This is a genomic window from Terriglobia bacterium (genome assembly GCA_020073205.1).
GTDB lineage: Bacteria > Acidobacteriota > Polarisedimenticolia > Polarisedimenticolales > JAIQFR01 > JAIQFR01.
The window spans coordinates 1-25,641 of sequence record JAIQFR010000062.1; the positions used below are offsets into that span (position 1 = coordinate 1).

Annotated in this window: 21 protein-coding genes; 12 read left to right on the forward strand and 9 right to left on the reverse strand. The window is 68.7% G+C overall.

Annotation, left to right across the window (positions count from 1 at the left end):
* The 11 genes from LAO51_13175 to LAO51_13225 all read left to right on the forward strand — a co-directional run.
* Window positions 1-736 (forward strand): AAA family ATPase (locus tag LAO51_13175; GenBank protein MBZ5639691.1); only part of this gene is annotated, 736 nt, incomplete at its 5' end.
* A 169-nt stretch (window positions 737-905) separates the two neighbouring features.
* Complete coding sequence (bamA, locus tag LAO51_13180; protein MBZ5639692.1) at window positions 906-3,551, forward strand: outer membrane protein assembly factor BamA; 2,646 nt, start codon at window positions 906-908, stop codon at window positions 3,549-3,551.
* A gap of 100 nt (window positions 3,552-3,651) precedes the next feature.
* A complete protein-coding gene (locus LAO51_13185) occupies window positions 3,652-4,266 on the forward strand; it encodes an OmpH family outer membrane protein (GenBank protein ID MBZ5639693.1) in 615 nt (204 codons plus the stop codon).
* 44 nt (window positions 4,267-4,310) lie between these two features.
* Window positions 4,311-5,351, forward strand: coding sequence for a UDP-3-O-(3-hydroxymyristoyl)glucosamine N-acyltransferase (gene lpxD, locus LAO51_13190; protein MBZ5639694.1), 1,041 nt, complete (start codon window positions 4,311-4,313; stop codon window positions 5,349-5,351).
* A 3-nt stretch (window positions 5,352-5,354) separates the two neighbouring features.
* Window positions 5,355-5,789 (forward strand): 3-hydroxyacyl-ACP dehydratase FabZ, encoded by a 435-nt coding sequence (gene fabZ, locus LAO51_13195; protein MBZ5639695.1) that lies wholly within the window; start codon window positions 5,355-5,357, stop codon window positions 5,787-5,789.
* 5 nt (window positions 5,790-5,794) lie between these two features.
* Complete coding sequence (lpxA, locus tag LAO51_13200) at window positions 5,795-6,577, forward strand: acyl-ACP--UDP-N-acetylglucosamine O-acyltransferase (protein MBZ5639696.1); 783 nt, start codon at window positions 5,795-5,797, stop codon at window positions 6,575-6,577.
* Window positions 6,574-7,665, forward strand: coding sequence for a beta-lactamase family protein (locus tag LAO51_13205; GenBank protein ID MBZ5639697.1), 1,092 nt, complete (start codon window positions 6,574-6,576; stop codon window positions 7,663-7,665). The genes lpxA and LAO51_13205 overlap by 4 nt, the downstream gene beginning before the upstream one ends.
* Window positions 7,666-7,751: 86 nt before the next feature.
* Window positions 7,752-8,792, forward strand: a complete 1,041-nt coding sequence (locus tag LAO51_13210; protein ID MBZ5639698.1) for an energy transducer TonB — start codon at window positions 7,752-7,754, stop codon at window positions 8,790-8,792.
* A 44-nt stretch (window positions 8,793-8,836) separates the two neighbouring features.
* Window positions 8,837-10,174, forward strand: coding sequence for a DEAD/DEAH box helicase (locus LAO51_13215; GenBank protein ID MBZ5639699.1), 1,338 nt, complete (start codon window positions 8,837-8,839; stop codon window positions 10,172-10,174).
* A complete protein-coding gene (gene rsmD, locus LAO51_13220; GenBank protein MBZ5639700.1) occupies window positions 10,146-10,715 on the forward strand; it encodes a 16S rRNA (guanine(966)-N(2))-methyltransferase RsmD in 570 nt (189 codons plus the stop codon). The genes LAO51_13215 and rsmD overlap by 29 nt, the downstream gene beginning before the upstream one ends.
* A 228-nt stretch (window positions 10,716-10,943) precedes the next feature.
* Complete coding sequence (locus tag LAO51_13225; protein ID MBZ5639701.1) at window positions 10,944-12,074, forward strand: LysM peptidoglycan-binding domain-containing protein; 1,131 nt, start codon at window positions 10,944-10,946, stop codon at window positions 12,072-12,074.
* A gap of 70 nt (window positions 12,075-12,144) precedes the next feature.
* Here LAO51_13225 and LAO51_13230 read toward each other — a convergent pair whose 3' ends face one another.
* The 9 genes from LAO51_13230 to LAO51_13270 form a co-directional block, all read right to left on the reverse strand.
* The gene (locus LAO51_13230) at window positions 12,145-13,344 is read right to left on the reverse strand and encodes a hypothetical protein (GenBank protein MBZ5639702.1); all 1,200 of its coding nucleotides are present in this window, start codon (window positions 13,342-13,344) and stop codon (window positions 12,145-12,147) included.
* A 27-nt stretch (window positions 13,345-13,371) separates the two neighbouring features.
* Window positions 13,372-15,633 (reverse strand): polyribonucleotide nucleotidyltransferase, encoded by a 2,262-nt coding sequence (gene pnp, locus LAO51_13235; GenBank protein ID MBZ5639703.1) that lies wholly within the window; start codon window positions 15,631-15,633, stop codon window positions 13,372-13,374.
* Window positions 15,634-15,870: 237 nt separating this feature from the next.
* Window positions 15,871-16,140 carry a 30S ribosomal protein S15 gene (gene rpsO / locus LAO51_13240; protein MBZ5639704.1) on the reverse strand — a complete coding sequence of 90 codons (270 nt, stop codon included), beginning with the start codon at window positions 16,138-16,140 and terminating at the stop codon, window positions 15,871-15,873.
* A gap of 123 nt (window positions 16,141-16,263) precedes the next feature.
* Window positions 16,264-17,169: a tRNA pseudouridine(55) synthase TruB gene (gene truB / locus LAO51_13245; GenBank protein MBZ5639705.1), complete on the reverse strand. Its 906-nt coding sequence runs from the start codon at window positions 17,167-17,169 to the stop codon at window positions 16,264-16,266.
* The gene (gene rbfA, locus LAO51_13250; GenBank protein ID MBZ5639706.1) at window positions 17,166-17,564 is read right to left on the reverse strand and encodes a 30S ribosome-binding factor RbfA; all 399 of its coding nucleotides are present in this window, start codon (window positions 17,562-17,564) and stop codon (window positions 17,166-17,168) included. Before rbfA ends, truB begins: the two co-directional genes overlap by 4 nt.
* Complete coding sequence (locus tag LAO51_13255; protein MBZ5639707.1) at window positions 17,561-17,890, reverse strand: DUF503 domain-containing protein; 330 nt, start codon at window positions 17,888-17,890, stop codon at window positions 17,561-17,563. The genes rbfA and LAO51_13255 overlap by 4 nt, the downstream gene beginning before the upstream one ends.
* A 6-nt stretch (window positions 17,891-17,896) precedes the next feature.
* Window positions 17,897-20,449, reverse strand: coding sequence for a translation initiation factor IF-2 (gene infB / locus LAO51_13260; protein ID MBZ5639708.1), 2,553 nt, complete (start codon window positions 20,447-20,449; stop codon window positions 17,897-17,899).
* Between the two features lie 18 nt (window positions 20,450-20,467).
* Window positions 20,468-21,925, reverse strand: a complete 1,458-nt coding sequence (gene nusA / locus LAO51_13265; protein ID MBZ5639709.1) for a transcription termination factor NusA — start codon at window positions 21,923-21,925, stop codon at window positions 20,468-20,470.
* 139 nt (window positions 21,926-22,064) lie between these two features.
* The gene (locus LAO51_13270) at window positions 22,065-22,619 is read right to left on the reverse strand and encodes a ribosome maturation factor RimP (GenBank protein MBZ5639710.1); all 555 of its coding nucleotides are present in this window, start codon (window positions 22,617-22,619) and stop codon (window positions 22,065-22,067) included.
* 561 nt (window positions 22,620-23,180) lie between these two features.
* On the opposite strand from LAO51_13270, the gene LAO51_13275 reads away from it, so the two are divergent.
* On the forward strand, window positions 23,181-25,637 hold the full coding sequence (locus LAO51_13275) for a hypothetical protein (GenBank protein MBZ5639711.1): 2,457 nt from the start codon (window positions 23,181-23,183) through the stop codon (window positions 25,635-25,637).
* Window positions 25,638-25,641: the final 4 nt, after the last annotated feature.

Consider the following 25,641-nt stretch of genomic DNA (forward strand, 5'->3'; position numbering starts at 1 on the left):
CCGGTTCGACATGTCGGAGTACATGGAGAAGCACGCGATCGCGAAGATGATCGGCTCCCCCCCGGGATACGTGGGGCACGAGGAAGGCGGGCAGCTCACCGAGCGAATCAAGCGCAAACCGTACAGCGTGATCCTCCTGGACGAGATCGAGAAGGCGCACCCCGACGTGCTCAACATACTCCTGCAGGTCCTCGAGGACGGCATGATCACCGACGCGTACGGCGAGGTGGTCGACTTCAAGAACTCCATCGTGATCATGACCTCCAACATCGGATCCCAGCACGTGGCGCGCACCGGCGGCAAGATGGGGTTCAAGGGGGACGACCGGGCGCAGGCCTTCAAGGACCGTCGCGACCTGGTGATGGGCGAGGTCAAGAAGACGCTGAGCCCGGAGTTCATCAACCGGATCGACGAGATCATCGTCTTCGACGCGCTCTCGGAGGACCAGCTCCAGGCGATCGCGCGGATCATGGTCCGCAAGCTCAACGCCTCGCTGGAGGAACGGAGCATCCAGATCGCCGTCACCGACGAGGTGTGCGCCTGGCTGGTCAAGACGACCTGCCAGGACCGGTCCTACGGCGCCCGGCCGCTCCGCCGGGCGATTCAGCGCCACGTCGAGGATCCCCTCTCCGAAGCCCTGATCCGAGGGCACTTCCAGGAACGGGGGCTCATCGAGGTCTACCTCGAGGACGGCCAGCCCGCCTTCCGGGCCACCATCCAAGCACCGTCCGCGTGAGGGCCCTTCGAGCTCGGCGCGTCTCGAGCGGGAGACGGGGCGGTCCGACGCATCCCGAAGTAGAATGGCGCTCCCGGCGGGGACTCCCCGGCCCTGAGGGATCGCGTTCGTGGAGTGCGATGTGCCGGCCCGGGTCGAAAGGGGCGCCGCCCGTGCAACGGAAGGTGGAATGATCTCGGGCTCCCGAACGCTCGCCGCCCTCGTGCTCGCCGCCACCGCCTGCGTCGCACTTCCCGCTCGAGCCCAGCCGACGCAGGGAACCGTCGAGGCGATCGAGACCCAGGGGCTGCAGCGGATGACCCGGGAGGCCCTCCTGCACGTCTTCGGGATCCACGTCGGCGAGCCGTACGACCCGGCGAAGATCCGCGAGGAGTTCCGAAAGATGTGGAACCTCGGGATCTTCAGCGACATCAGCGTCGAGGCGGAGGACGGCCCGAACGGCGGGAAGGTCCTGATCCTGAAGGTGAAGGAAAAAGTGGTCCTCACCTCGGTCGCGTACGAGGACAACAAGGTCCTGACGCGAACGCAGATCGAGGATCGCCTCAAAGAGCGGAAGATCCTGCTCGATCCCGGCAAGCCGCTGAACCTCAAGTCGGTGTTCGAGGCGGAGTCGGCGATACGCGACTATCTGGGGGAGAAGGGATACCTCGACCCGCAGGTCTCCCACCGGATCGACAATCCCACCGAAACCACCGGCACCGTGAACTTCTCGATCCGGCCCGGGGGAAAGACCCGCATCCGCGGCATCCATTTCGTCGGCAACACGGTGTACAGCGAGCGGAGGCTGCTGAAGAGCCTCAAGCTGACGAGGGCGTGGCGCTGGTGGTGGCCATGGTCATCGAAGGCGCTCTACCACCCCGCCAAATGGGACATGGACGTCGCCAACGTTCGCGAGCTCTACGAGAACCGCGGCTACCTGGACGTGGACATTCGCCCGCCGGTGGTGGACGTGAAGCAGATCGTGAAGGGCGGCTCCGGGAAGCCGGCGGACGCAGCGAAGGACAAGGCGGCCGCGGCGACCCCCGAGGCCCCGGGAGGGGGAAAGGACGCCGCGGCGGCGTCGCCGAAAGCGGCTGAAGCGCTCCGACCGCTGTCTCCGCGCGAGGAGCGCAAGCGTGCCGAGAAGCGGCGGCGGGAGGAGGAGAGGGCGAAGAAGAGGGCCGAGAAGGCCAGGAAGAAGGCCGAGCCGAAGGTCAAGCGTTGGGTTTACCTCACCGTCCCGGTCTCGGAGGGGCCGGAGTACCGGGCGGGCAACATCTCGGTCACCGGCAACTCGCTCTTCGCCGACAAGGACCTCCTCGCGTTCATCCCGCTCCGCAAGGGGGACGTGGTCAACATCGGTCTCCTCAAGATCGCCGTGGACGCGATCACGAAGGCTTACGGGAACAAGGGGTACTACCTCGCGACGGCCGTGCAGCAGCGGGAACGGCACCCGGAGACGAAGATCGCGGACGTGCAGATCGTGATCAACGAGGACAAGCCGTACTACGTCTCCCGCATCGAGTTCACGGGCAATACCGTCACGCGAGACCGGGTCCTCCGGCGGGAATTCCCGCTGAACGAGGGGGATCTGTTCAACCGGAGCCTCCTCGACCTCGGGGTTTCCAAGCTGAACCAGCTCGGGTACTTCGAGGCGAAGGAGCAGCCGGTGGTCGAGCCGATCGAGGGGGAGAGCCGGGTTCGCATCACCGTGGAGGGGGAGGAGAAGAGTCGGAACGAGATCCAGATCGGGGGCGGGTACAGCGGCCTCGACGGCGTGTTCTTCCAGGGGCTCTTCTCCACCCGGAACTTCCTGGGACGGGGGCAGACGGTCTCGACCTCCATACAGGTCGGCGGCACCGCGAGCCGGTACTCGATATCGTTCGTCGAGCCGTGGCTCTTCAGTCGCCCGTACAACCTCGGCTTCAGCCTCTACCGACAGGACGTGGACTACGGCAACTCGCTGACGAGCTCGAGCCGTGGCGGCGGTGCCGTCGTCGGGCGGCAGCTCGGCTACTTCACCCGGATCCAGACCAGCTTCAACGTCGAGGTGGACACGTCGACGAACTTCTCGGTTCTCGCCGGGCAGTCGACGACCCGTATCACGAGCTTGACGCCGAGCTACTCGTACTACCGGGTCAACAACCCCTACCGGCCGAGCCGCGGATGGTCGATCACGGCGGACGTGCAGCTCGCCGGGGGAGCCCTCGGCGGGGACACGTCGTTCTACAAGCCGATGCTCCTGTTCTCCGGCTACAAGCGGGCGGTCCGGCGGACCTTCCTGGGCTTTCACGCCGAGGCCGGCCTCATCCGGAGCTGGCAAGGAGCGAGCCTCGGAGGGACGGTCGACGTCAACGGCGTCCCGAGGTTCTCCCGTTTCTGGATCGGCGGCGACACCCAGGGGCCTCGCATCTTCGACGTGCGCACGATCACGCCGCTGCGTTTCGTCCGCCTCGACTCGCTGGGGCGGATCGTCGAGGCCGTGCAGGATCCCCGGGGGCGGCTGGTTTCGCAGTTCGACAGGAATGCCGACGGGATCCTCGATCGCAACGACCTCGTGGAGGTCGGCGGGGACCGCTACTTCCTGCTCCAGACGGAATACGCGATGCCGCTCAGCGGCCCGGTGGAGGCGGCGTTCTTCGTCGACGTCGGGAACTCCCTGTTCGAGGACACCCGTTGGGGGTTCAAGGACGCGCGCGTCTCCGCCGGAATCGAGATGCGCTTCTATCTCCCGGTGTTCCCGGTCCCCCTGCGGCTGATGTACGGCTGGCCGCTGCGCAAGCTGCAGGAGGACCGTACGAGCAACTTCATGTTCTCGATCGGCAGGAGCTTCTGATGCCCCGGACGGGGACCTACGCGTCGAGCCGGGTCGTGCTTGGACGGCGCCGAACGCCGAAGAGGCGACGCGGCACCGCGTCCGAAAGGAAGGGATCTCGATGAGACGAATCGCGAGCCTGTTCATCGTCCTGGCCGTCGCCGCGGCCGGAACCGCCTGGGCGCAGGCGATCGCCCCCGCCAGGATCGGCGTGTTCGACGCACAGCGCGTCTCCGAGGAAACCGCCGAGGGGAAGCGCGTCCAGAGCAAGCTGACCGCGTTCAGCGACAAGAAGCGTGCGGAGATCAGCGCCAAGGAGAAGGACGTCCAGGAACTTCAGGACAAGCTCAACTCGCAGGCGCTCTCGCTGTCCGCCGAGAAGCGGAGCAGCATGGAGAAAGATCTCCAGAAGAAGATCCTGGATCTCAACCAGGGCAAGGAAGGCGCGCAGCGCGAGATGCAGCTCGAAGTCTCCGACGCCGAGGGCGCCTTCAGGGAGAAGCTCCTGGCGGCCGTGGAGTCGTTCGGCAGGGACGAGGGGTTCGCGATTATCCTAGAGCGTGGGGCGGCGATCTACGTCCATCCTTCGAGCGACGTGACCACCGCCATCGTCGACCGGTTCAACAAGCTGTTCCCGGTCGCTCCGGAGGCGCCGGCCTCGAAGGACGGAGCGAAGCCGGCGGCGCCGTCGGCGGCGCCGCCGGCGGCACCGCCTACGGTGCCCGACAAGAAGTAGCTGCAGGAGGGCCCCGGGCCCATCACGATCCCGGGAGGAACCCGATGCCCGACGTCATCCGGCTGGGCGATCTGGCGGTCCGGGTCGGCGGGCGCGTCGTCGGCGATCCGGAGCGGAGGATTCGCGGCGTCGCCACCCTGGAGGACGCCGGACCCGAGGACCTCGCCTTCCTCACGAATCCGAGGTACCGAGCGGCGGCCGGCGGAACCCGCGCCGCGGCGGTCCTCGCCGGACGCGGTACGCGGCTCGAGGGGCGGAACGTCCTCGAGGTCGACGCGCCCTACCTGGCGCTCGCGGAGATCCTCGACCTCCTCTACCCCGCGGCGCCGCGGATTCCCGGGATCTCGCCGCTCGCGTTCGTCGCCGGCGGAACGGACCTCGGCGAGGGGGCGCAGATCGGGCCGTTCGCGGTGATCGGGGAGCGGGTGCGCGTCGGCCGGCGTGCGGCGGTCGGCGCGGGAGCCGTCCTCGGCGAGGGGACCGAGGTGGGGGACGACACGGTGATCCACCCTCGCGTCGTGCTCTACCCCGGGACCCGCGTGGGTGCCCGCTGCGTCGTCCACGCGGGAGTGGTCCTGGGTGGCGACGGGTTCGGCTTCGCGACCTCAGGGGGGAGGCACCGCAAGGTCCCCCAGCTGGGGCGGGTCGTGGTCGAGGACGACGTCGAGATCGGGGCGAACAGCGCCGTGGATCGCGGGACGCTCGGAGACACCTTGATCGGACGGGGGACGAAGATCGACGACCTCGTCATGATCGCCCACGGTGTCCGGATCGGTCCCGACGGCCTCATGGCCGGTCAGTCGGGAATCGCGGGCAGCACGAGGGTCGGGGAGAGCGTCACGTTCGCCGGGCAGTCCGGGGCCGCTGGGCACCTGTCGATCGGCGACGGCTCCGTGATCGCGGCCAAGTCGGCGGTGTTCGACGATCTCCCCGAGAAATCGTTCGTCGCCGGGATACCCGCGGTGCACCATCTGAAGTGGAAACGGGCGCAGCTGCTCGTTCGCGGCCTGCCGGAACTCCGATCGCGGGTCCGCGCGATCGAAGATCGCCTCGTCGCGCTCGAGCGGAAGGGAAAGGGGGACTGACGCTTGCTCGACATAGGGGAGATCCTTGACAGCATTCCGCACCGCTATCCGTTCCTGCTCGTGGACCGCGTCCTCGAGATGGTGCCGGGACAGCGGATCGTCGCGATCAAGAACGTGACGTTCAACGAGCCGTTCTTCCAGGGGCATTTCCCCGGCGCGCCGGTGATGCCGGGCGTCTTGATCATCGAGGCCCTGGCCCAGACCGGCGCGGTGCTCATGCTCCACGACTACGCCGAGCGCAAGGCGAAGCTGGTGTACTTCGCCGGGATCGACGGCGCGCGGTTCCGCCGAGTGGTCGTCCCCGGCGATCGCCTGCGGCTCACGATGGAAGTGGTGAAGCTGCGCTCCCGGACTTGCAAGATGAGGGGGGTGGCGGACGTGGAGGGGGAGATGGCCGCGGAAGCCGAGATCCTCTCGGCGATGGTGGACAGGGAGTGACCCCGGTGGCATCGCCGGAGGTCCACCGGACCGCCGTCGTCGACCCCTCGGCGCGCATCGGGGCCGGCGCCGCCGTCGGTCCTTATTGCGTCGTCGAGACGGGCGTCGAGATCGGGGCGGGAACCCGGCTTCTGTCGCATGTGGTCGTCCACGAGGGGACCGCCCTCGGCCCGGACAACGTCGTGTTCCCCATGGCGGTGCTGGGAGGCGCCCCGCAGGACCTCAAGTACCGCGGAGAGCCCACGAGGCTCGTCGTGGGGGCGCGCAACCGGATCCGCGAGTTCGTGACCCTGAACCGCGGGACCGATGGGGGCGGAGGCATAACGACCGTCGGCGACGATAACCTGGTGATGGCGTACTCGCACGTGGCCCACGACTGCCGCGTCGGCAACGGAACGATCCTCGGGAACGCGGCGACGCTCGCAGGGCACGTCGTGATCGGCGACGAGGCCTCCGTCGGCGCCTTCAGCGGAATCCACCAGTTCACGCGGGTGGCGCGTCACGCGTTCATCGGAGGCTACTCGGTGGTGACGCAGGACGCCCTCCCGTGGGTCCTGACGGTGGGGAATCGGGCGACGACCCACGGAATCAACCTCGTCGGCCTCAAGCGGAAGGGGTACGGGGAGGAGACGATCGAGGCGATCAAGCAGTGCTACCTGACTTTGTTCCGCTCGAAGCTGCTCCTCAAGGAAGCCATGGAGAAGGTGGAATCCGAGCTGGGGCACCACGAGGAGGTCCGCTACTTCCTCGAGTTCGTCCGGACTTCGACGCGTGGAGTGTGCCGTTGACCACAGGGTCAGCGCGGCCCGACCCGGTACGCGAGTTCCTCCTCGATCGCATTGCGGCCGGGGCCATGCCGGGGGCGACGTGGTGGGTCGAGGGACCGAAGGGCGTCATCTCTCGGGGCGCGGTCGGCGACGCCACGATCGAGCCGGTCCTGGAGCCGGCTCTCGAGGACACGCCGTACGATCTCGCCTCGCTCACGAAACCGCTCGCGACCGCCCTTCTCGCCGTCCTGATCGAGGGCGAGGGGAAGATCGACACGGGTGCTCCCGCGGTCGATCTCCTTCCCGAGCTTCGCGGCTCCGCGTACGAGACGGTCACTCTCGCGTCGCTCGCCGCTCACCGCGCGGGGCTGCCGGCGTGGCGGCCGCTCTACCTCGACGCCTCGACCGCCGAAGGGTACGTGCGGGCGATCGCCCGCACGGTACCCGCTGACGCGCCGGGCACGACGAGGTACTCGGATCTCTCGTACCTCCTGCTCGGCGCGGCCGTGGAGCGGGCCGCGGGGGAGCGGCTCGATCGTCTGTTCGACCGGCGCGTGGCCGGTCCGCTCGGGCTCCTGTCCACCGGGTTCGCGGGGAGCGGAGGGCGTTTCACCCACGCCGCCGCGACCGAGAACGGCAGCCGGCTCGAGCGCGGGATGGCCGGCGCGTCGGGCGAGGGGCACGAGTGGCGGACCGCGATCCCCCGCGGCGAGGTCCACGACGGAAATGCCCACGGGCTCCGGGGCGTCGCGGGGCATGCCGGGCTCTTCGGGACCGCCGCGGAGGTGGCGGCGATCGGACGCGAGATCCTCGCGCCGGACTCCCTCGCTCTGAGTGCGGCGGCACGCCTGCGCCTCCTCGTCCCCGTGGCGGGACCGGGGACGCGGACCTTCGGCTTCACGACGGCGGCGCTCAGCGGTGCAGCGAGGGACGTGCTGCCGGAAGGATCGCCCGGACACACGGGGTTCACCGGCACCTCGGTGTGGCTCGATCCGGGGGCGGGACGCGTCTACGTCCTGCTCACGAACCGGATCCATCCCGCCGTGCCGGACGGGGACTTCCAGCCGGTCCGCCGGGAATTCCACCGGATCGCCGCAGCGCTCGCGTGACCCGCTCGCGACCTCGGGCAAGAGGCGGGCGCAGCGTAATGCGGATAGTATGGGTAGGTGAGGGCTAGGGGGCTTGAAACCGGAGAATGGCTCTCGACTCGACGATCATCCTTGACGACAAGGGCCCGCGCCAGGGGTATGGCTGGGCGTTCTCGGTCTCGACGTGGGTCCATCTGGCCCTCCTGGTAGCGCTCGTCTGGCTGCCGATCGTGCGGCCCCACCCGGAGGAGAAGAAGGACGTCGTCGAGTTCGAGGTCGCCAAGAAGGAAGCTCCGAAGCCGAAGCCGCGCGAGCCCGAGCCTCAAGCCCTGCGGCGGAAAGCGGTCCCCAACCCGCCCCCCCCGTCGGGCGGCGCGAACGAGCGACGCGTGCCGGTCCCCCCCGCAGGGGATCCCCAGGTGCAGCCGCAGTCCCAAGCACGCCCGATGGCACCGCCGCCTGCTCCCACGACCTCGACGCGCGCCTTCACTGGCTCCTCGTCCCAGGGTCCCAAAGGCGATCGCCCTGCGGGGCCAGCCGTCGGGACGGGCGAGCCGGCGGAGGGGCCGGGGCAGGGACCGGGCGCCCCGGGCCGGTCGGATCTTTCTCGGGCGCTTTCGGACTTCAGGCGCTCCGTACTCGGTCTCGACGGCTCGGGCGGCGGCGGCAAGGGGAACGGCGGGGAAGGATCGGGCGGTAGCGGGGTCGGCATGGGCCCGCCCAGCGCCAGCGGCTTCGGCTTCGGGAACCTCCTCTTCGAGGGAAACGACTTCGACTTCGTCAAGAGCGGGTACGCCTCCCAGGCCTACTACGCGATCCTGAAGGCATGGTACCGACGGCTCTACCTGATGGCCGACCAGTTCGAGAAGTGGGCGTTCAAGCGCGGGTGGATGTTGGACCACCAGAACCAGATCCGGTTCGTGATCGGACGCAATGGCCAGATCGAACGGGTGGACCTGATCAACGAATCGGGGTGCGAGCCGCTCGACAAGTCGGCGATGGATGCCTTGAAGGAAGTCGTCCTCCCGCCCCTGCCGCCCGAGTTCCCGAGGGGCGAGGAAGGCGTCCTGGTGACGTTCATCGCGACGGGTGACATCCACCTGATGCGCACCGACCCGCAGCTGCATTGGGCCGCTGAAGGCTACTGAACGCGATTGGGGCCTCTCTCGACGCGCATGCTACAATCCGGCAAATGTCGAGTACCTTCAAGGCCTTCGGGTTGCGCCGCGACGTTCAGCGCCCTCTCGACGAAGCGGGATACGATACACCGACGCCGATCCAGGCGTTGTCGATCCCGATCCTCCTCTCAGGGCGCGACCTGATCGGGGTGGCGCAGACGGGGACGGGAAAGACCCTCGCATACCTCCTTCCGATCTTCGAGCGCCTTCGTCCGGGCGGCGACGATCCGCAGGCGGTCGTGATCTGTCCGACGCGCGAGCTGGCGCTCCAGGTGGCGGGCGAGGTCGAGCGCTTCGGCCGCGATCTCGGAGTCCGCACGGTGGTCGCGTACGGCGGGACGTCGAGCGGGGACCAGAAGCAAGGGTTCCTCCGCGGCTGCGATCTCGTGGTGGCGACCCCGGGCCGCCTGCTGGATTTCGTGACGTCGGCGTGGCTCTCCCTTCGGAAAGTCCGATTCCTGGTGCTCGACGAGGCGGACCGCATGCTCGACATGGGGTTCATCAACGACGTGGACGCCATCCTCCGCAAGGTCCCAATGAGCCGCCAGACGATGCTGTTCTCGGCCACGTTCGCGCCGGAGATCAGGGGGCTCGCCGACCGGTACCTGCTCGATCCCGAGACGGTCCGCATCGACATCGGGACCCGGGTCAAGGACACGGTGGAGCACGCGCTCTACCCGGTTCCGGCGGGGCGGAAGGTGGACCTGCTCCTCGCGATCATGGAGCGCGAGAAGCCGGCGAAGACGCTGGTGTTCACCGCGACGCGCGAAGGGACCTCGGATCTGGCGCGGCAGCTTCGACGCGGGCGACATGAGGTCGTCTCCCTCTCGAGCCTGCTGTCGCAGGCCAATCGCGAGCGGGCCCTCTCCGCGTTCAGGCGAGGGGAGTTCGACGTCCTCGTGGCCACCGACGTCGCGGCGCGGGGGCTCGACATCACGGACATCGATCTCGTGGTGAACTTCGACGTCCCGATGCATGCCGAGGACTACGTCCACCGGATCGGCCGAACCGGACGCGCGGAGCGCGCAGGCAAGGCGGTCACGCTGGTGACCGGCGCCGACGGCCGGCGCGTGAGCGCGATCGAGCACCTGCTCAAGGAGCCGGTTCCCCGAGTGCACATCGAGGGCTTCGCGTACGGCCCGGAAGCTGCATCTCCCCGGGACCACCGGCACCGGGCTGGGGGCGTCCGGGGGGACGCCGACGCGGATGCCGGCGAGACCGGACAGCCCGGCGCACCCGCGCGGGGGGCTGGGCTCAAGCGCCGCAGGGCGCGCTCGCGCCCTCGCGGCCGGCGGGAGGCCGCGGCGGCGACGGGCGCGCGCGATGGGAACGCTCCGCATCGTCGCCGGTGAGTTGCGTGGCCGGCGGATCGAGGTTCCGCCGGGGAGCCGCGTTCGACCGACGCCCGATCGCGTGCGGGAAGCCCTGTTTGACATCCTCGGCCACGACCTTTCGGGGATGCGGGTCCTCGACGCGTGCGCCGGGACCGGAGCGCTCGGCCTCGAGGCGCTGAGCCGCGGCGCGGTATCCGTGACCTTCATCGAGGTCGATCGGCACGTTCTGTCGCAGCTCCGGTCGAACGCCGAGAAGCTCCGGGTCGAGTCCCGCTGCCGGTTCGTTGGCGGAAGAGCCGAGGTGCTCATCGCGGCGGGGGCCGTCGGGGGGCCGTTCGATCTAGTGCTCAGCGACCCGCCGTACGCCGAGCCCCTCGGTGGCCCGATCCTCGATGCGCTGCTCGCCGCGCCCGGAACGCTGGTCTCCCGAGCCCGGGTCGTGGTGGAGCGCGAGTCCCGCTTCCCTGCCGCCTCGGCGTCGGGCGATTCGCTCCCTCTCGTTCGGACCGCGCGATACGGGAGGACTTGCCTGGACTTCTACGTCTACGGGCGAAACTGACGCCCTCCACGAGCACGGGGACCCGACACCCGGCCAGGTTGATTTCCGCCTTTTCGGCCTTATATTTGCCCCCGGCCCGCCGCTAGGTCACCGGCGATGTGCCGCGCTTTTCGGCCTCCCGCAGGGTGGCCGCAGGGTTGAGGGATCCGACCGAGGGCCCGGCTCGACTTCGGATACCCGCTCCCCGAGGATGGCGCGGGCATCCCAGCGGAGGGTAGGGAGTCGCTCATGAGAAAGATGGCTGCGGTTGCGGCGCTGATCCTCGCGGTCCTATTGGCGGGTGCGGTGGCGGTGCCGGCGGAGGACAGGGTGCCCGCGGGGACGTCCACGCATCCCCCCAAGGACCTCAAGAAGGTCGGGGACCACTGGACGCCGTGGAGCCCGCCGCCCGCGGGGCCCGACGCGTACATCATCCAGCGGGGCGACACGCTTTGGGACCTGGCGGGCAAATGGCTCGGCAACCCGCACCTCTGGCCCCAGGTCTGGGACCTCAACCGCTACGTGTTGGACAGTCACTGGATCTATCCTGGCGACCCGCTTGGCGTGCCGGGCAAGCCCACCGTGGTGCCTCCCGGGGGCCCGCCACCTGCTCCACAGGAGGTGGCGAAGCCCGAAGCGCAGCCGGAGCAGCCGGCGGCGCCACCGACCGCCGTGGCACCTCCCGTGGCCCCGGCTCCGCTCCTCCCCGTGGCCGATGCGGCCGACGTCTACTGCTCCGGTTCCATCGACCCGAGCCACGAGGTGCCGGCGTTGAGCGTCGTGGGTCGCGAGACCGAGCGAGAGCACGTCGCGCAGGGGGACGTGGTCTACTTGAGCCACGGCCGCGATGTGGGGATCGGGCCCGGAACCGAGTACGAGGTCCAGCGTCCGATCCGGAGGGTCGTGCACCCCACGACGCGGGCCGGTTTGGGAACGTTCGTGGCGCGGTTGGGCAAGGTCCGCGTCCTCGCGGTTCAGGAGAACACCTCGACGGCGGTCATCGAGGAATCCTGCGCCCCGATCCGCGACCAGGACGAGGTGGTCCCGTGGCGCGAGATCCCGATTCCGACGATCGCGTCGATACCGAAGTTCGACCGCTGGAACGCGACCCCGTCGGGTGGACCCGACGGTTTCGTCGTGGCGACCCGCGACGACCTCTCGGTGGTGGGATCGGGATACGTGATCTTCACCGACCTGGGGAGCGCAAAAGGGCTGCGCCCGGGTGCGGTGCTGAGGGTGTTCCGCGATCGGGACGGACTCCCGCGCACGATGCTCGGCCAGGCGGTGATCCTCGAGGCCGGCCAGGACACCTCGTCGGCCAAGCTCACGCTGGCGGTGAAGGAGATCGGCATCGGAGACCGCGTGGAGCTCGAGCCCTAAAAAGGCACGGGTCGAGCGCTCCGGCGGGATGGGGGGCGGGCGGGGGCCCGCCCCTCGTCGTTCGGGGAGATCAAATTCCGCGCAGCTTGTTCCGGAGCAGCAGGATCTCGAACGCGAGACCGGCTTTCGCGGTCACCCGTCGCATCGCGGGAATGTCCGGGTGGGTCATCGGCCGCTCGTCGTCGTCGAGGTAGAGTAGCGCGGCGGTCCGGTTCTTCACCTGGATCGGCAGGACGAGCGCCATCGCCGGCAGCCTTCCGCCGAGCACGGTGTACAGATCGCGGTTCGCCGGCAGCGGCGGGACCACCCCGAAGTAGAAATCGCGGCACCGTAACGCCGCGTCGAACACCGTGGGTGCCTCCGCCGAGATCGCGACCTGCTTCAAGGTCTCGGTCTCGAATCCACGCCCGCGTCCCGCGAGTCCCCTGATCCCGTCCCGTCCGACGGCGAACAGGGCGCAGCGCGCGCTCCTCGAGGCGCAATAGGACAGGAGCGCATCGGCAAGCTCATCGCGGTCCGCGGCCGTCGCGAGCGCAGCCTCGAGCCGCTCCAAGGGATCGGCGGCGGCCGGCGGCGGTGGCGGGACCGGCGCCTCGGGTGCGGCCGGAGCCGAAGACGAGGGTCGGTCCTCCGGGGCGGGCGGCCCCGCCGGAGCTTGAGCGGGGGAGAAGTAAACGGAGTCGTCGAAACCGATCTCCGCATCAAGGGGCCGGCCATCGAGGCCGATTTCGGGCTCGGCCTCCTTCGAGACCGGTGCCGCGGTCTCGCGCTCCGGCGGGCGCCGCGACGACCTCAGGGGTGCTGGGGGCGCCAGCGTGATGGAGCGCACTCCCTCGATCGGAAGCCGGTAGTGCCGCTCAAGCGCCTGAACCAGGCGGAACTCCGAGGTGATCCAGGGCTCGATCCTCAATCCCGCCGTCGCCTGCAGCTCGGCCAACGCTCTCGCGTCGCGAGGGTTCAGCATCGCCACGCGCAGGCGCCTGTCCTCCAGCCGGAACGGGCAGACGCGGTGCCTACTGGCGATCTCCGGCGGCACGGCCGCGAGCACCTCGGGAGGAACGAAGCGAAGACGCTCGCCGGAGGCGTAAGGGACGCCGTAGGTCTCGGTCAGTGCATCGCCCAGCTTCTCCTCGTCGACGAAGCCGAGCTTGAGCAGATGGGTCTCGAGCGCGCCGCCGAAGAACGATTGCGTTCGGCGCGCCTCGTCGACCTGAGCCGGGGTGACCGCTCCGCGATCCAGGAGGTACCGCGTGACCCTGTCGGTGAGCAACGTCGACTCCCGCGGGCCCTCGGGCCGCTATCGGCCCTGGCCGCCTCCAGCGGGCCCCCGACTCCGACCACCCCCGGGCCCACCGGCGTGGCCCGCCCCGTGCCCGCCCTCGTCCTGGCGCGGTCCCTGGTGGCTGTGCCCGGCCGGCCCTCCGGATTGCGGTCGGTGCCCGCCTCCCTCGTGCGGCGGAGCGCCGGTCTCGCCCCGCTGCTCGCGGAGCACGGCCTTGCGCGACAGCCGGACGCGGCCCTGACCGTCGACGTCGATGACCTTCACGAGAACTTCGTCTCCCTCGTCGATCTCATCACGAACTTCGCCGATGCGCTGCTCGGCGATCTCGGAGATGTGGAGGAGGCCCTCGACGCCGGGGAGGATCTCGACGAAGGCGCCGAAATTGACCACGCGGACCACCTTCCCGAGGTAGGTCTTCCCGAGCTCCGCCTCCGCGGTCAGCTCGCGAATGATCTCCACCGCCTTCTTCGCGGCGTCCTCGTCCGACGACGCGATGTCCACGCGACCGTCGTCGTTCACCTCGATCTTGCAACCGGTCCGCTCGACGATGGAGCGGATCATCTTGCCGCCGGGGCCGATGACGTCTCGGATCTTGTCCTTGTTGATCACGATGGTGATGATCCGAGGAGCGTAGGGCGAGATGTCGGCGCGCGGAGCGCCCAGGGCGCCGTCCATGGTGTCCAGGATCGCGAGCCGTGCCTGGCGCGCCTGGGAGAGCGCCCGGGCCATGATGTCCCGCGTGATCCCGGTGATCTTGATGTCCATCTGGAGCCCGGTGATGCCCGCGCGGGTCCCGGCGACCTTGAAGTCCATGTCGCCGTGGTGGTCCTCGGCGCCGGCGATGTCCGTCAGCACCGCGTAGCGGGCCCCCTCCTTGACGAGCCCCATGGCGATTCCCGCGATCGGGGACTTCATCGGCACGCCGGCGTCCATGAGCGCCAGGGAGCCGCCGCAGATGGTGGCCATCGAGGAAGACCCGTTGGACTCCAGGATGTCCGACACGATTCGGATCGTGTACGGCCACTCCTCCTCCTTCGGCATGAGGGGGAGGATCGACCGCTCGGCCAGGGCACCGTGGCCGATCTCGCGGCGGCCTGGGCCGCGCAGGAACTTCACCTCGCCGACGGAGAACGGCGGGAAGTTGTAGTGGAGCATGAACCGCTTGAACGACTCTCCCTCGAGCCAGTCGAGGCGCTGGGCGTCCGCCGACGTGCCGAGGGTGACGGTGACGAGCGCCTGCGTCTCGCCTCGGGTGAACAGCGCCGAGCCGTGGGTGCGCGGTAGGACGCCGACGTCACCACGGATGTTTCGGATCTCGTCGAAGCGCCGGCCGTCGAGCCGAACGCCCCTGCCCAGGATCTCCTCCCGCAGGACGAGGTCCTGCAGCTCGTGCCAGAAACGGGAGGCGAATGCCGCCTGCTCGCCGTCGTCCTCGCCGAATCCCGCGAGCATCTCATCCTTGAGGGCGTCCACCGTCGCATAGCTCGCGAGCTTGCCGGGCAGCCGCATGGCGTCCCTGAGCCGCTCCCTGAAATCGCGGGTCAGCCTCTCGCGGATGCCAGGGGGCTCGGGAGGAGCGGTCACGGAGCGACGCGGCTTGGCGATTTCCGCCGCCAGCGCCTTCTCGACGGCGACGATCTTCCGGATCGCCTCGTGTCCCGTCTCGATGGCCTGCAACAGCTCCTCCTCCGAAACCTCCGACGCGCCGGCCTCGACCATGACCACCGCGTCGTCCGAGCCCGCGATCACCAGATCGAGGCGGCTCGTCTGGAGCTGCTGGAACGTCGGGTTCAGCAGGTAGCTCCCGTCCGCCGTAAGGCCGACCCTCACCGCCGCGATCTGGACGGGGAAGGGGATATCCGACACCGCCAGCGCGAACGACGCGCCGGTGATCGCCAGAACGTCCGAGTCGTTCTCCTGATCCGACGAGAGCACGAGCCCGATGATCTGGGTCTCGCAGGCCCATCCCTCGGGGAAGAGCGGGCGTAGGGGGCGGTCGATCATCCGGGAGGTCAGCACCTCCTTCTCGTTCGGCCGGCCCTCGCGGCGGAAGAACCCGCCGGGGATCTTTCCCGCAGCGTACGTGTTCTCGCGGTAGTCCACGGTGAGCGGGAGGAAGCTCACGCCCTCGCGGGGTTTCCTGGCGGCACAGGCGGTGACCAGGACGACGGTATCGCCGTACCGGATCGTCACGGCGCCGTCGGCCTGTCGCGCCACGTCGCCGGTCTCGATGATGAGCCGCTGCCCTCCGATTTCAACTTCTTTGCGTATGGTCAATTTCGTGACCTCCCTACGTTGACGGACGGGATCCGGCACGACGAACCTCTCGGCGAGGGGCCGGAGCGGCCCGACCGCGAGCCGCGTTGCAGCCGGCTCGATCGGTCACAAGCGCCGGACGCGTGTGGCCGGGAGCGCGCGGGCCCGGGACCCCGCCGGTTCGAACGACTGCGGCGTGGCGACACGCGGCCTCCGACCGCAAGGACGGCGCCTGCCGGGCCCGGGAAGAGCGATGGGCTACTTTCGGATGCCGAGCCGATTGATGATCCGCTGGTAGCGTTCAAAGTCCTTGCGCTTGAGGTAGTCGAGCAGCCGCCGGCGCTTGCCGACCATCTTGAGAAGGCCCTGCCTGGAATGGTGGTCCTTGGCGTGGGCCTTGAAGTGCTCGGTCAGGTGCTCGATACGCTTGGTGAGGAGGGCGATCTGGACCTCGGGAGATCCCGTGTCCGTCTCGGTCATTCGAAAGCTGGAGATGATCTCGGTCTTGCTCTCACGGTTCAGGGGCACCGCGTGTCCTCCTCCGGCGCCGCCGACCTTCGCGGACGGGCCAGAAATCGAGTCCCGTGCCGAGGCAGTTTCGTCCGCCTCGACCGCGAAACGTACCACAGCCGGCCGGATCGGGCAAGACGCCTAGGCTCGAGGCACCGGCGGCGCGGGAAGGACGACGCGAGGATGGAGCAGGCCGCCGCCGGCCTCGCCGATGCCCAGGAGGCCCGATGCCGGCGAGAGCGCGCGGACCATTCCCGCGGGAGGAGAGCCCGCCGGCAGAGGCACCGGCAGACCGGCGCCGAAGCGGCTGCAGGCGGCCTCGTCGGGCAGCTCGACGGGGGGCGGCTCGAGCGGCATCGCCTCGAGCGGGACGATGGCGTCCAAGAGGCTCGCGGCAGCCATCGCGTCGTCGAGTCGAACCGCTCCCTCAAGGGTCATCGGGCCGATGGCGAGCCGCCTGAGGCCCGCGAGAGCGGCGCCGCACCCCAGGGAAGCGCCGAGATCGCGGGCAAGGGCGCGGACGTAGGTGCCGGACGAGACTTCCGCCACGAGCGTCCACTCATCCGCGGTAGGGCCGGGCGCGAACTCGAGCCGGAAGACCTCGATGGTCGCCGGCGGGGCGGCGACCGCCCGCCCGCTCCTCGCGAGCCGGTACAGGCGCTCCCCGCCGACTCGCCGAGCGGAAACGGCGGGAGGCACTTGGGCGATCCGGCCGACGAGCCGCCCCGCGGCTTCGCGCACCGCGGACGGAGAGGGGAGCTCGCCCCCGTGCCGGGCGAGCACCGCGCCCGTCATGTCGTCCGTCTCGGTCGTCACCCCGAGCAGGATCTTCCCTTCGTAGAGCTTCGGGGATCGCGGGAGGAATCGAACCAACCGCGTGGCTCGCCCGAGAACGAGGGGGAGCAGCCCGGACGCCATCGGATCGAGCGTCCCGGCATGGCCGATTCTCCTCTGCCCGGTGATCCGACGCGCGAGGGCGACGATGTCGTGGCTGGTCGGACCCGTCGGTTTGTCGACGAGGAGCAGCCCCTCAGGGGGCGGGCTCACCGTTCGTCCCCGCCGCTCCCTTCGTCCCCGCACGCGGAATCCACGGGCTTAGGGTCGGCGGAGATCTCTCGGAGCAGCGCGTCCACGCGGGAACCGGTCTCCATCGACGCGTCCTCCTCGAAGTGGAGGTCGGGCGTGTAGCGGAAGCCCGCCTCGCGCGCCAGCGCGCGGCGCAGGAACGGCGAGGCGTGACCGAGAGCCTTCCCCGCGGCCGCGCGTGGGGCGGACCCTCCAAGAACGGAGAAGAACACGCGCGCGTGCTTCAAGTCCGGGCTCATCCGCACGTCCGTCAGGGTGACGAAGCCGATGCGGGGGTCCCGGACTTCCTCTCGGAGCAGACGCGCGAGGATCTCGCGGATCAGGTCTCCCATTCTCGCGGACCGATGCGTCGTCACCGCCACTCCCCGGCCCAGCCTCCCGGACCGCCGTCGGACGCCTCGATGAAGTCGGCCCCCGTCTCGATCACCTCACCCGGAACCTGGCTCTCCGCCTCGCGGTGGATCGCGTCGAAGAGCTGCTCGAGCACCTCGCGCCGGGTGGCGACCGACACCACGGCCATCGCTGCCCGCTGCCAGAGATCGACGTGCTCCTCCATCTCGATCACCGCCACGTTGTGGCGCGAGCGGAGGCGGTCCTTGAGCCGCCTTACGACCTGTCGCTTGTCCTTGAGGGATCGGGCACCCGGAAGGTGGATCTCGAAGGTGTATACGCCTACGGTCATCGCGGCCTACAGCGTCTGCGAGGCCACCTTCTCGACGGTGAAGAACTCGATGATGTCGCCTTCCTTGAGGTCGTTGAAATTCGCGATGCCGATGCCGCACTCGAAGCCCTGCTTGACCTCGGACACGTCGTCCTTGAAGCGCTTCAGGCTCGAGAGCTTGCCGGTGTAGATCACCACGTTGTCCCGGATCAGGCGGACGTCGGCGGTGCGCGCGGCCCTCCCGTCGGTGAGAAGGCAGCCGGCGACCGTTCCGACCTTCGAGATCCGGAAGAGCTGGCGCACCTCGGCCTGGCCCAGCACGATCTCCTTGAGCGTCGGCTCGAGCATCCCGACCATCGCCTGCCGGACGTCGTTCACGACCTCGTAGATCACGGTGTAGAGGCGGATCTCCACCTCCTCCTGCCTCGCGAGCTCGGCGGTGGCACGGTCGGGCCGGACGTTGAATCCGACGATGATCGCATTGGACGCGGCGGCCAGCAGCACGTCGGCCTGGGTGATCGCGCCCGTCGATGCCCGGAGCACGGAAACGCGGATCTTGCCGGACGGCAACTCCCCCAAGGACTTCTGGAGCGCCTCGAGGGACCCCTGGACGTCCGCCTTGAGGAGGATCGGCAGCTCCTTCGCCTCTCCTTCGGCGATCTCCCGAGAGAGGCTCTCGAGCGTCCGCCGGGAGGACTTGGCGAGCGCGGCCACCCGCGCCTTCTCCTGGCGGAACTGGGCGATCTGACGCGCCTTCCATTCGTCGGCCACCGACTGGAACAGGTCGCCGGCGGTCGGCTCGCTGGCGAAACCCATGACCTCCGCGGGGGTCGACGGACCGGCCTCCTCCGCGCGCCGGCCGTTCTCGTCGGTCATCGCGCGCACCTTGCCGAAGGCCGAGCCGGCGATGAACGGATCGCCGACCCTGAGCGTTCCCTGCTGCACCAGCAGGGTGGCGACGATCCCGCGGGCGCGGTCGAGGCGCGCCTCGAGGACCACGCCGGTGGCCAGTTTTTCGGCGTTGGCCTTGAGATCCTGGATGTCCGCGACCAGCAGGATCATCTCTAGCAACTCCGCGAGGCCCAGGAGCTTTTTCGCGGAGACCTCGCAGGCCACCGTTTGCCCGCCGTACTCCTCCACCAGGATGTTGTGATCGGCCAACTGCTGCTTCACCCGGTCCGGCCGCGCCTCGGGCTTGTCGATCTTGTTGATCGCCACCACGATCGGCACGCCGGCGGCCCTGGCGTGATCGATCGCCTCGAGGGTCTGAGGCTTCACACCGTCGTCGGCGGCCACGACCAGCACGACGATGTCGGTGACCCGCGCTCCGCGGGCGCGCATCATGGTGAACGCCTCGTGCCCCGGAGTGTCGAGGAACGTGATCTTCCGGCCGCGCTCGGTCACCTGGTACGCGCCGATGTGCTGGGTGATCCCGCCGTGCTCGGTGCTGACGACGTTCGTGGTTCGGATGGCGTCGAGGAGCGAGGTCTTTCCATGGTCCACGTGGCCCATGACCGTGACCACGGGCGGGCGTGGGACGAGCTTCCCCGGAGCTTCCCCGGCCGTCTCGGCCTCGCCATGGAGGGAGGGCGCGTGCTGAACCTCCTCTTCGAACGACACGATGGCCGCCTCGGAGCCGAACTCCTTGGCGACCTCGATGGCGACCGCGGGATCCAGCGGCTGATTGATGTTGGCCAGCACGCCGCGCGTCATGAGCTTGGCGATGATGTCTTTCGACTTCCGGTTGAGTTTCTCGGCCAACTCCTTGACCGTCACCGCCTCCGACAGGCTGATCTTCTCCGGGACCGGTGGCAGGTCCGGCTTCTGACGTGGCACCGGGGGTGGGATCGGCTCGTCGGCCTTCTTCCGCCGACCCGACGGACCGGAAAGCGCCGGAACCGGGCGGCCCGGCACCGGGGCGCGGCCGGGCAGCGGAGGACGCGGAGCGGCTCCGGGCCTCACGGCTTCGGTGCGGACCAACTGCGGAACCGGTCGCGCCGCCGCCGCGCGGCCGGCTGCCGACGCTGCCCGGATCGCGCTAAGCGACGGGATGCGCTTCGCCGCGAACACCCGCGGGCGCGGCGCCTCGGGCGCCGACGGCACGGCGACGGGTTTCTCGACGTCGCCGGGATGTGGGAGAGAGGCCTCGGGCGCCGGGGGTTCGACGGCGGGAGCTTCCGGAGCCTCCGCGGCGGCCGGCGCGGCCGCGAGGGAGATCTCCGACCCGGGCTCTTGCGGCATCGGCTCGGCCGCGGCAGGTGCGAAACCCTCGACGACGACCGGCTCGGTCACAGCGGCTTCGGGTACTTCCTCTGCGACGGCGCGCCCGTCCACGTCCGCACCCCTGAACGTCGCCTCCTCGGCGAGGCGCTGCTCGTCCTGGCGCCGTTCCTCGAGAAGGCGTTTCTTCTCCGCCTCGATGGCGGCCGTGAGGCGGCGGCGAACCAACTCGGCCGTCTCGACATCCAGGGCGCTGAGGTCGGACTTGACCTCCCGCCCCATGCGATCCAGGAGCTCCAGGATCAAGGCGCTCTGGACCTTGAGCTCCTTCGCGAGCTGATAGACCCTCATCCCGGGCATTCGGACTCCGTTCGCTCGTTACGCCCCGTCCCCGGCACCGGTTTCGGGCCCTTCCGCGGGCCCTCCCCCCTCGGACGCGGCGGCATCCTCGTGCTCCGATCCGTCCTCGGCGAGAGGCTCGTCGGTCTCCGCCGCGGCGGCCGCTTGCGCCTCCGCCTCGGCTTCGGCGGCGGCCCGGGCCTCCGCCTCGGCTTCGGCAGCCAGGCGGGCTTCCAGGGCGACTTCGGCCGCGTCGTGGATCGTGATCGCGGTCTTCTCGCCGATCCCCTCGATGCTCGTCAGGTCTTCGAGCGAGGCGAGGGCCACCTCCTCGACGCTCCGGAATCCCGCGTCGAGGAGACGCGACGCGATGGCCGGACCGATACCGGGCAGGCTGGCCAACTCGCGGCTCGCCTGCGCCATCCGCTCCATCTCCGCCTCGACCTCCGCCTTCTTCTCCGCCTCGCTCTTGATGTCGAGCTTCCACCCCACCAGCTTGCTGGCCAGGCGGACGTTCTGTCCTTTCTTCCCGATGGTGAGGGACAGCTGGTCCTCCGAGACGATGACTTCCATCTCTCTCGCCTCGTAGTCCTTCGCGGTGACGCGATTGATCCCCGCGGGGCTCAGCGCATTGCGAACGTAGTGCGACGCGTCGTCATCGTATTGGACGATATCGATCTTCTCGCCCCTGAGCTCGCGGATCACCGCCTGGACGCGCGATCCTTTCATCCCGACGCAGGCGCCCACCGCATCCACGTCCCGCTCCTTCGAGCGCACGGAGACCTTGCTGCGCTCGCCGGCGTCCCGGGCGACGCTGACGATGCTCACCGTGCCGTCATAGATCTCCGGGACCTCCATCTCGAACAGCTTCTTGACGAGCAACTCGCTGGCGCGGGAGAGGGTCAGCTGCGGCCCTTTTCCCTGCCGCTCCACGTTCACGAGCACCGCGCGGATCCGGTCGCCGGGGTTGTAGTGCTCCGCCCGCGACTGCTCGCGCCGGGGGATCACGGCTTCGGTGCGTCCCAGGTCCACCATCATGTCGCCGCGGTCGAAGCGCTTCACCTGGCCCGTGAGCAGCTCGCCGATCCGGTCGCCGTACTCGCGCCAGACCAGCTCGCGCTCCGCCTCCTTGACCTTCTGGTAGATCACCTGCTTCGCGGCCTGGGCGGCGATCCTCGTCAGCGGCAGCTCGGCCTGCTCCTTCACCGTTTCGAACACGGTCCCGATCTCGGCGTCCGGCCGGAGCCTCTGGGCCTCGTCGAGGAGCATCTCCGTGACGGGATCCTGGAAATCCTCGTCCGTCACGACCGTCTGCCGGGAGAAGAGCACGAAATGACCCGTCTCGCGGTCGAATCGAGCCCCGAAGTCCTCCTTGCTGTGGTAGTACTTGCGCGACGCTGCGGCGTACGCCTCCTCCACCGCCTGGATGATGATCTCGGCGTCGATCCCCTTCTCGCGACCGATCTGCTCGATGGTCTGGTAGAGTTCGCTGCTCATGGAAGCTTGACTCTCCGATCTCCGAACTGCCTGCACCCGCACCCCCGAACCGGCGACGTTCCGCGGAATCCCACGGCCCCGAACCGTCGGACCACAACAACCCCCGCGAGCGTCGCCCTGCCCCGCGCGCCCGTGCTTTTCAGGACGATGACCCTCCAAATATACCACGCCGGTCCCGTCTTCTTCGCGGTCGCGGCCCGTCCGGCGTCTCGTGGAGATCGGCCTCCACGTCCTGCCGCGCCGCCAGGATCTGGCGCCGCGGTAGTGCGATACCGTCACCGGCGCGCGCTTCGAGAATCACCGCTTCGCCCTCGAGGCCTCGCAGGACGCCACGGAAAACACGGGTCCCGTCGATCTCCTCCGTGGCCTCGATCACGATTCGCCGGCCGGTATTCCTGCGGAAATCGTCATCCGTGGCGATCGGGCGGTCGATCCCGGGGGACGATACCTGGAGGTCGTAGGAGTCCCCGATCAGCCCGGCCGCGTCGATCTCGCCCTCGATCTCGTGGCTCGCGCGCTCACAGTCGTCGAGCGAGACCCCCGGCAGGCCGGCCCGGTCGATGTCGATCCGGAGGAGGGAGTACTTCCCCTGCCTGCGGAAGACGACGTCGACCACCTCGAGGCCGAGGGACGAGGCCACCCCCGCCGCCATCCGGCGGACCTCCTCGACGATCCTTTCGGCCGACCCAGGCACGAAAAACCCCCGGACGAAAAAAAAAGTGGGCCTGAGCCCACCTTTCGAGCGGTCCAGCGCGAGGAGTTTACTCCAATCGTCGTCGGCGCCGCAATAGGCATCCCGTGAGGTTGGAGCTCGGCCGCTCGGAGAAAACGCTTCTGGCGAGGGGCGGCCTGTGTTAGCGTTCGCACGTGGCCGACGGCCCGCGAAGGCCGGAAGGCAAGGGGGTAGCCGGCCCGAGTAGGAAAGCGCCGAGAACCAGGAAATTGAACAATCTGGTTTATTGGATTGGCGACGCTCCGGCCCGCTCGAAGCTCCGCAGCTAAGTGATTCATTCGCAGTGCCTTGACACTGGACCGAAATGGCACAAAAGCTGCTGCACAAGCGTTTCGACATTGAATGGGGGCATGACTAAGCTCAGAGGTCGGTTCGTGGCCGGTTCGGGGCCTGGCTCGAGAAGCCTCGCCGGGGCTCCGTCTGGCCGAAAACGGCCGGCATTCAATCGACGACGTTCATTCAGAGACCAGGTGAGGAGGAGTCGATGAGACGACCAACGGTCGACGAGGAGGGGCTTCCGACATGAGAAAACTGGGTTGGGTTTTGCTCGCGTGCGCGCTGATCGCGATCGCGCCGTCGTGGGCGGCCGTGCGCTACGTGAGCCCGACGGGTGACGACGGCACGGATCCCGTGAACGACTGCACCACGCAAGGGTCCCCGTGCAAGACCATCCAGCACGCGGTCGACGTATCGGCGTCCGACGATACGATCCGCGTGTTCCCGGGAACGTACAAGGAGTGCATCGCCCCGGGTCGAAGGTGCTCCGATGACGGAACCCTGACGTGTACCGCGGACGCAGACTGCGGCGATGGGAACGTCTGCATGGACGAGGCGCTCGACTTCATAGCCGACGCCATCGAGAACGACGGGCTGGCGAGCGCGACCACCATCGACGGGACGGGGGTCTGCGGCGGGAAGGTCTGCAGTCTCGACCTCGCCGCGTCGTGCCTGACGGGGACCGACTGCGCGGAAGGGACCTGCAACATTCCCGAGGAGGCGACGGAAGGGACCTGCTCCAACGCCCCCGCGGTGACCTGCACATCCGACGAGGATTGCGGCAACCCGTGCATCCCCGTGGGTCGCTGCGCGACGGCGGGGACGCTCTGCAGGGACGATGGGGACTGCACGGACGAAGCGTGCAACATCCCGTCGGTCGCTCCCGCGATCCACCTCGGGGACAACTCCTCGCTGAAGGGCTTCACCGTGAAGGGCGGAGGCGATTCCGGCGTCCGGTTCGACGGAACCACGAGCATCCAGCAAAACGTCATCACGCGCAACGCGTCGACGGATCTCGGCGGAGGCGTGCACGGAGAGACGATCGCCTTCGGTCTCGATCGCGCCCGTTCCGTCGTCGACCCGGAGCGGTGCTGGGGCGACACCTCCCTCGATTGCACCGACGTGGCGCAGTGCTCCGTCTGCAACGCCGACCACACGGTCATCTGCACGACCGGCACGGACTGCGAGGTTGTCGGCGGCGATTGCGTCAGCCTCGGCCCCTGCGTGGTGATCAAGGAAGCCAAGCTGGACCACAATGTTATCAGTGGGAACGTCGCCGATCTGGGCGGTGGCGTCTACCTCGAAGTCTTCGGTGCCGGTGCAGGCGCGAAGGCCGTCATCACGACCAACACCATCACGGGGAACTCGTCCTTCGAGGACGGTGGCGGGGTCTACACGTACTCGTTCGCCTATTACAACGGCGGAAGGGTGGACCTGCAGGCAAGCGGCAACACGGTGTCGAGCAACCTCGCCGCCTCGTACGGTGGCGGCATCCAAGCGGGGACATTCTCCGTACTTGGCGGCATCACACGCGCCGCGATCACGACGAACACCATCGAGGGCAATAGCGCCGGGGTGGACGGCGGGGGGATCGCCGGCGTGGTGGGATACCCCAGCTACTTCGCGACCGACGACAAGATGGACGTCTCGGGGAACACCGTCAATTCCAACGAGGCGGGCCGTGACGGGGGCGGGATCGCCCTGCAGCTCGCGCGCTCCGCGGAGTACGGCATCAACTCCGTCGCGACCGTGACGAGCAACACCGTCACCGGGAACACCGCGAGCAACAACGGCGGCGGCATGGACCTCTACGAGCTGTCCTTCTACTCCTCCGAATACGGGAGTCCGGCGGAAACCGGTCTCCGCGCCAGCAAGAACACGGTTACGGGGAACACCGCGGAGAATATCGGCGGCGGGATCAACTCTTTCCTGCTCAGCTACTACGAGTTCTCCACCGGCGCGCTGCGGGTCGAGCAGAACACTATCCAGGGGAACACGGCGACCGTGGCGGGCGGAGGAGCCAGCCTCGGAACCTTCGCCATCGGCGGGGGCATCGAGAAGGCGAAGTGGGAGCGTCTGCCGAGCGGCCCGCGGACCGAGCACTGGTTCAACAACAACCTCGTCCTGGGGAACAGGGTCCACAACGACGACGAGGTCGGCGTCGGCGGTGGGGCGTTTGCCTTCCTCCAGACGGAGAATGCCGGTTTCGCGACCATCGGCGTCGATTTCGGGACGTTCCTTTCCAACCATGCGGACCTCGGGGGCGGCGCCCTCGAAGTCGAAGCGCAAACCGATGAGTCGGGTGGATTCGCAGGCCTGGCAGTCGCGGACTCCATCGCCGAGCACAACGTCGGTTACGCCCTGGGAGGACCGGTCCCGGGCTCGTCGGGGACCATCGTCAGCGAGAGCACCGGCAACCTGATCGTCCTCGGGCTCTACAGCGACAGCTTCGAGAACACGCTGGGCGATGTCGAGCGAACGCTCACCGACGTGACGTCGGCCACCGGTTCGATCACCGACGACCCGAAGCTGGACGCCGCCGGCGTCCCGAACGTCTGCTCGCCGACGATCGATGCGGGGGATCCCACCAGGTCAAAGTTAGACAGCGTCGCAAGTCTCAATCCTTGTCGCGCGGAAGCGGCGGTAACAACGATGTATCCCGACGTTTCAAACAGCGATCTCTCATATTCCAAAATAGCCTGACTAT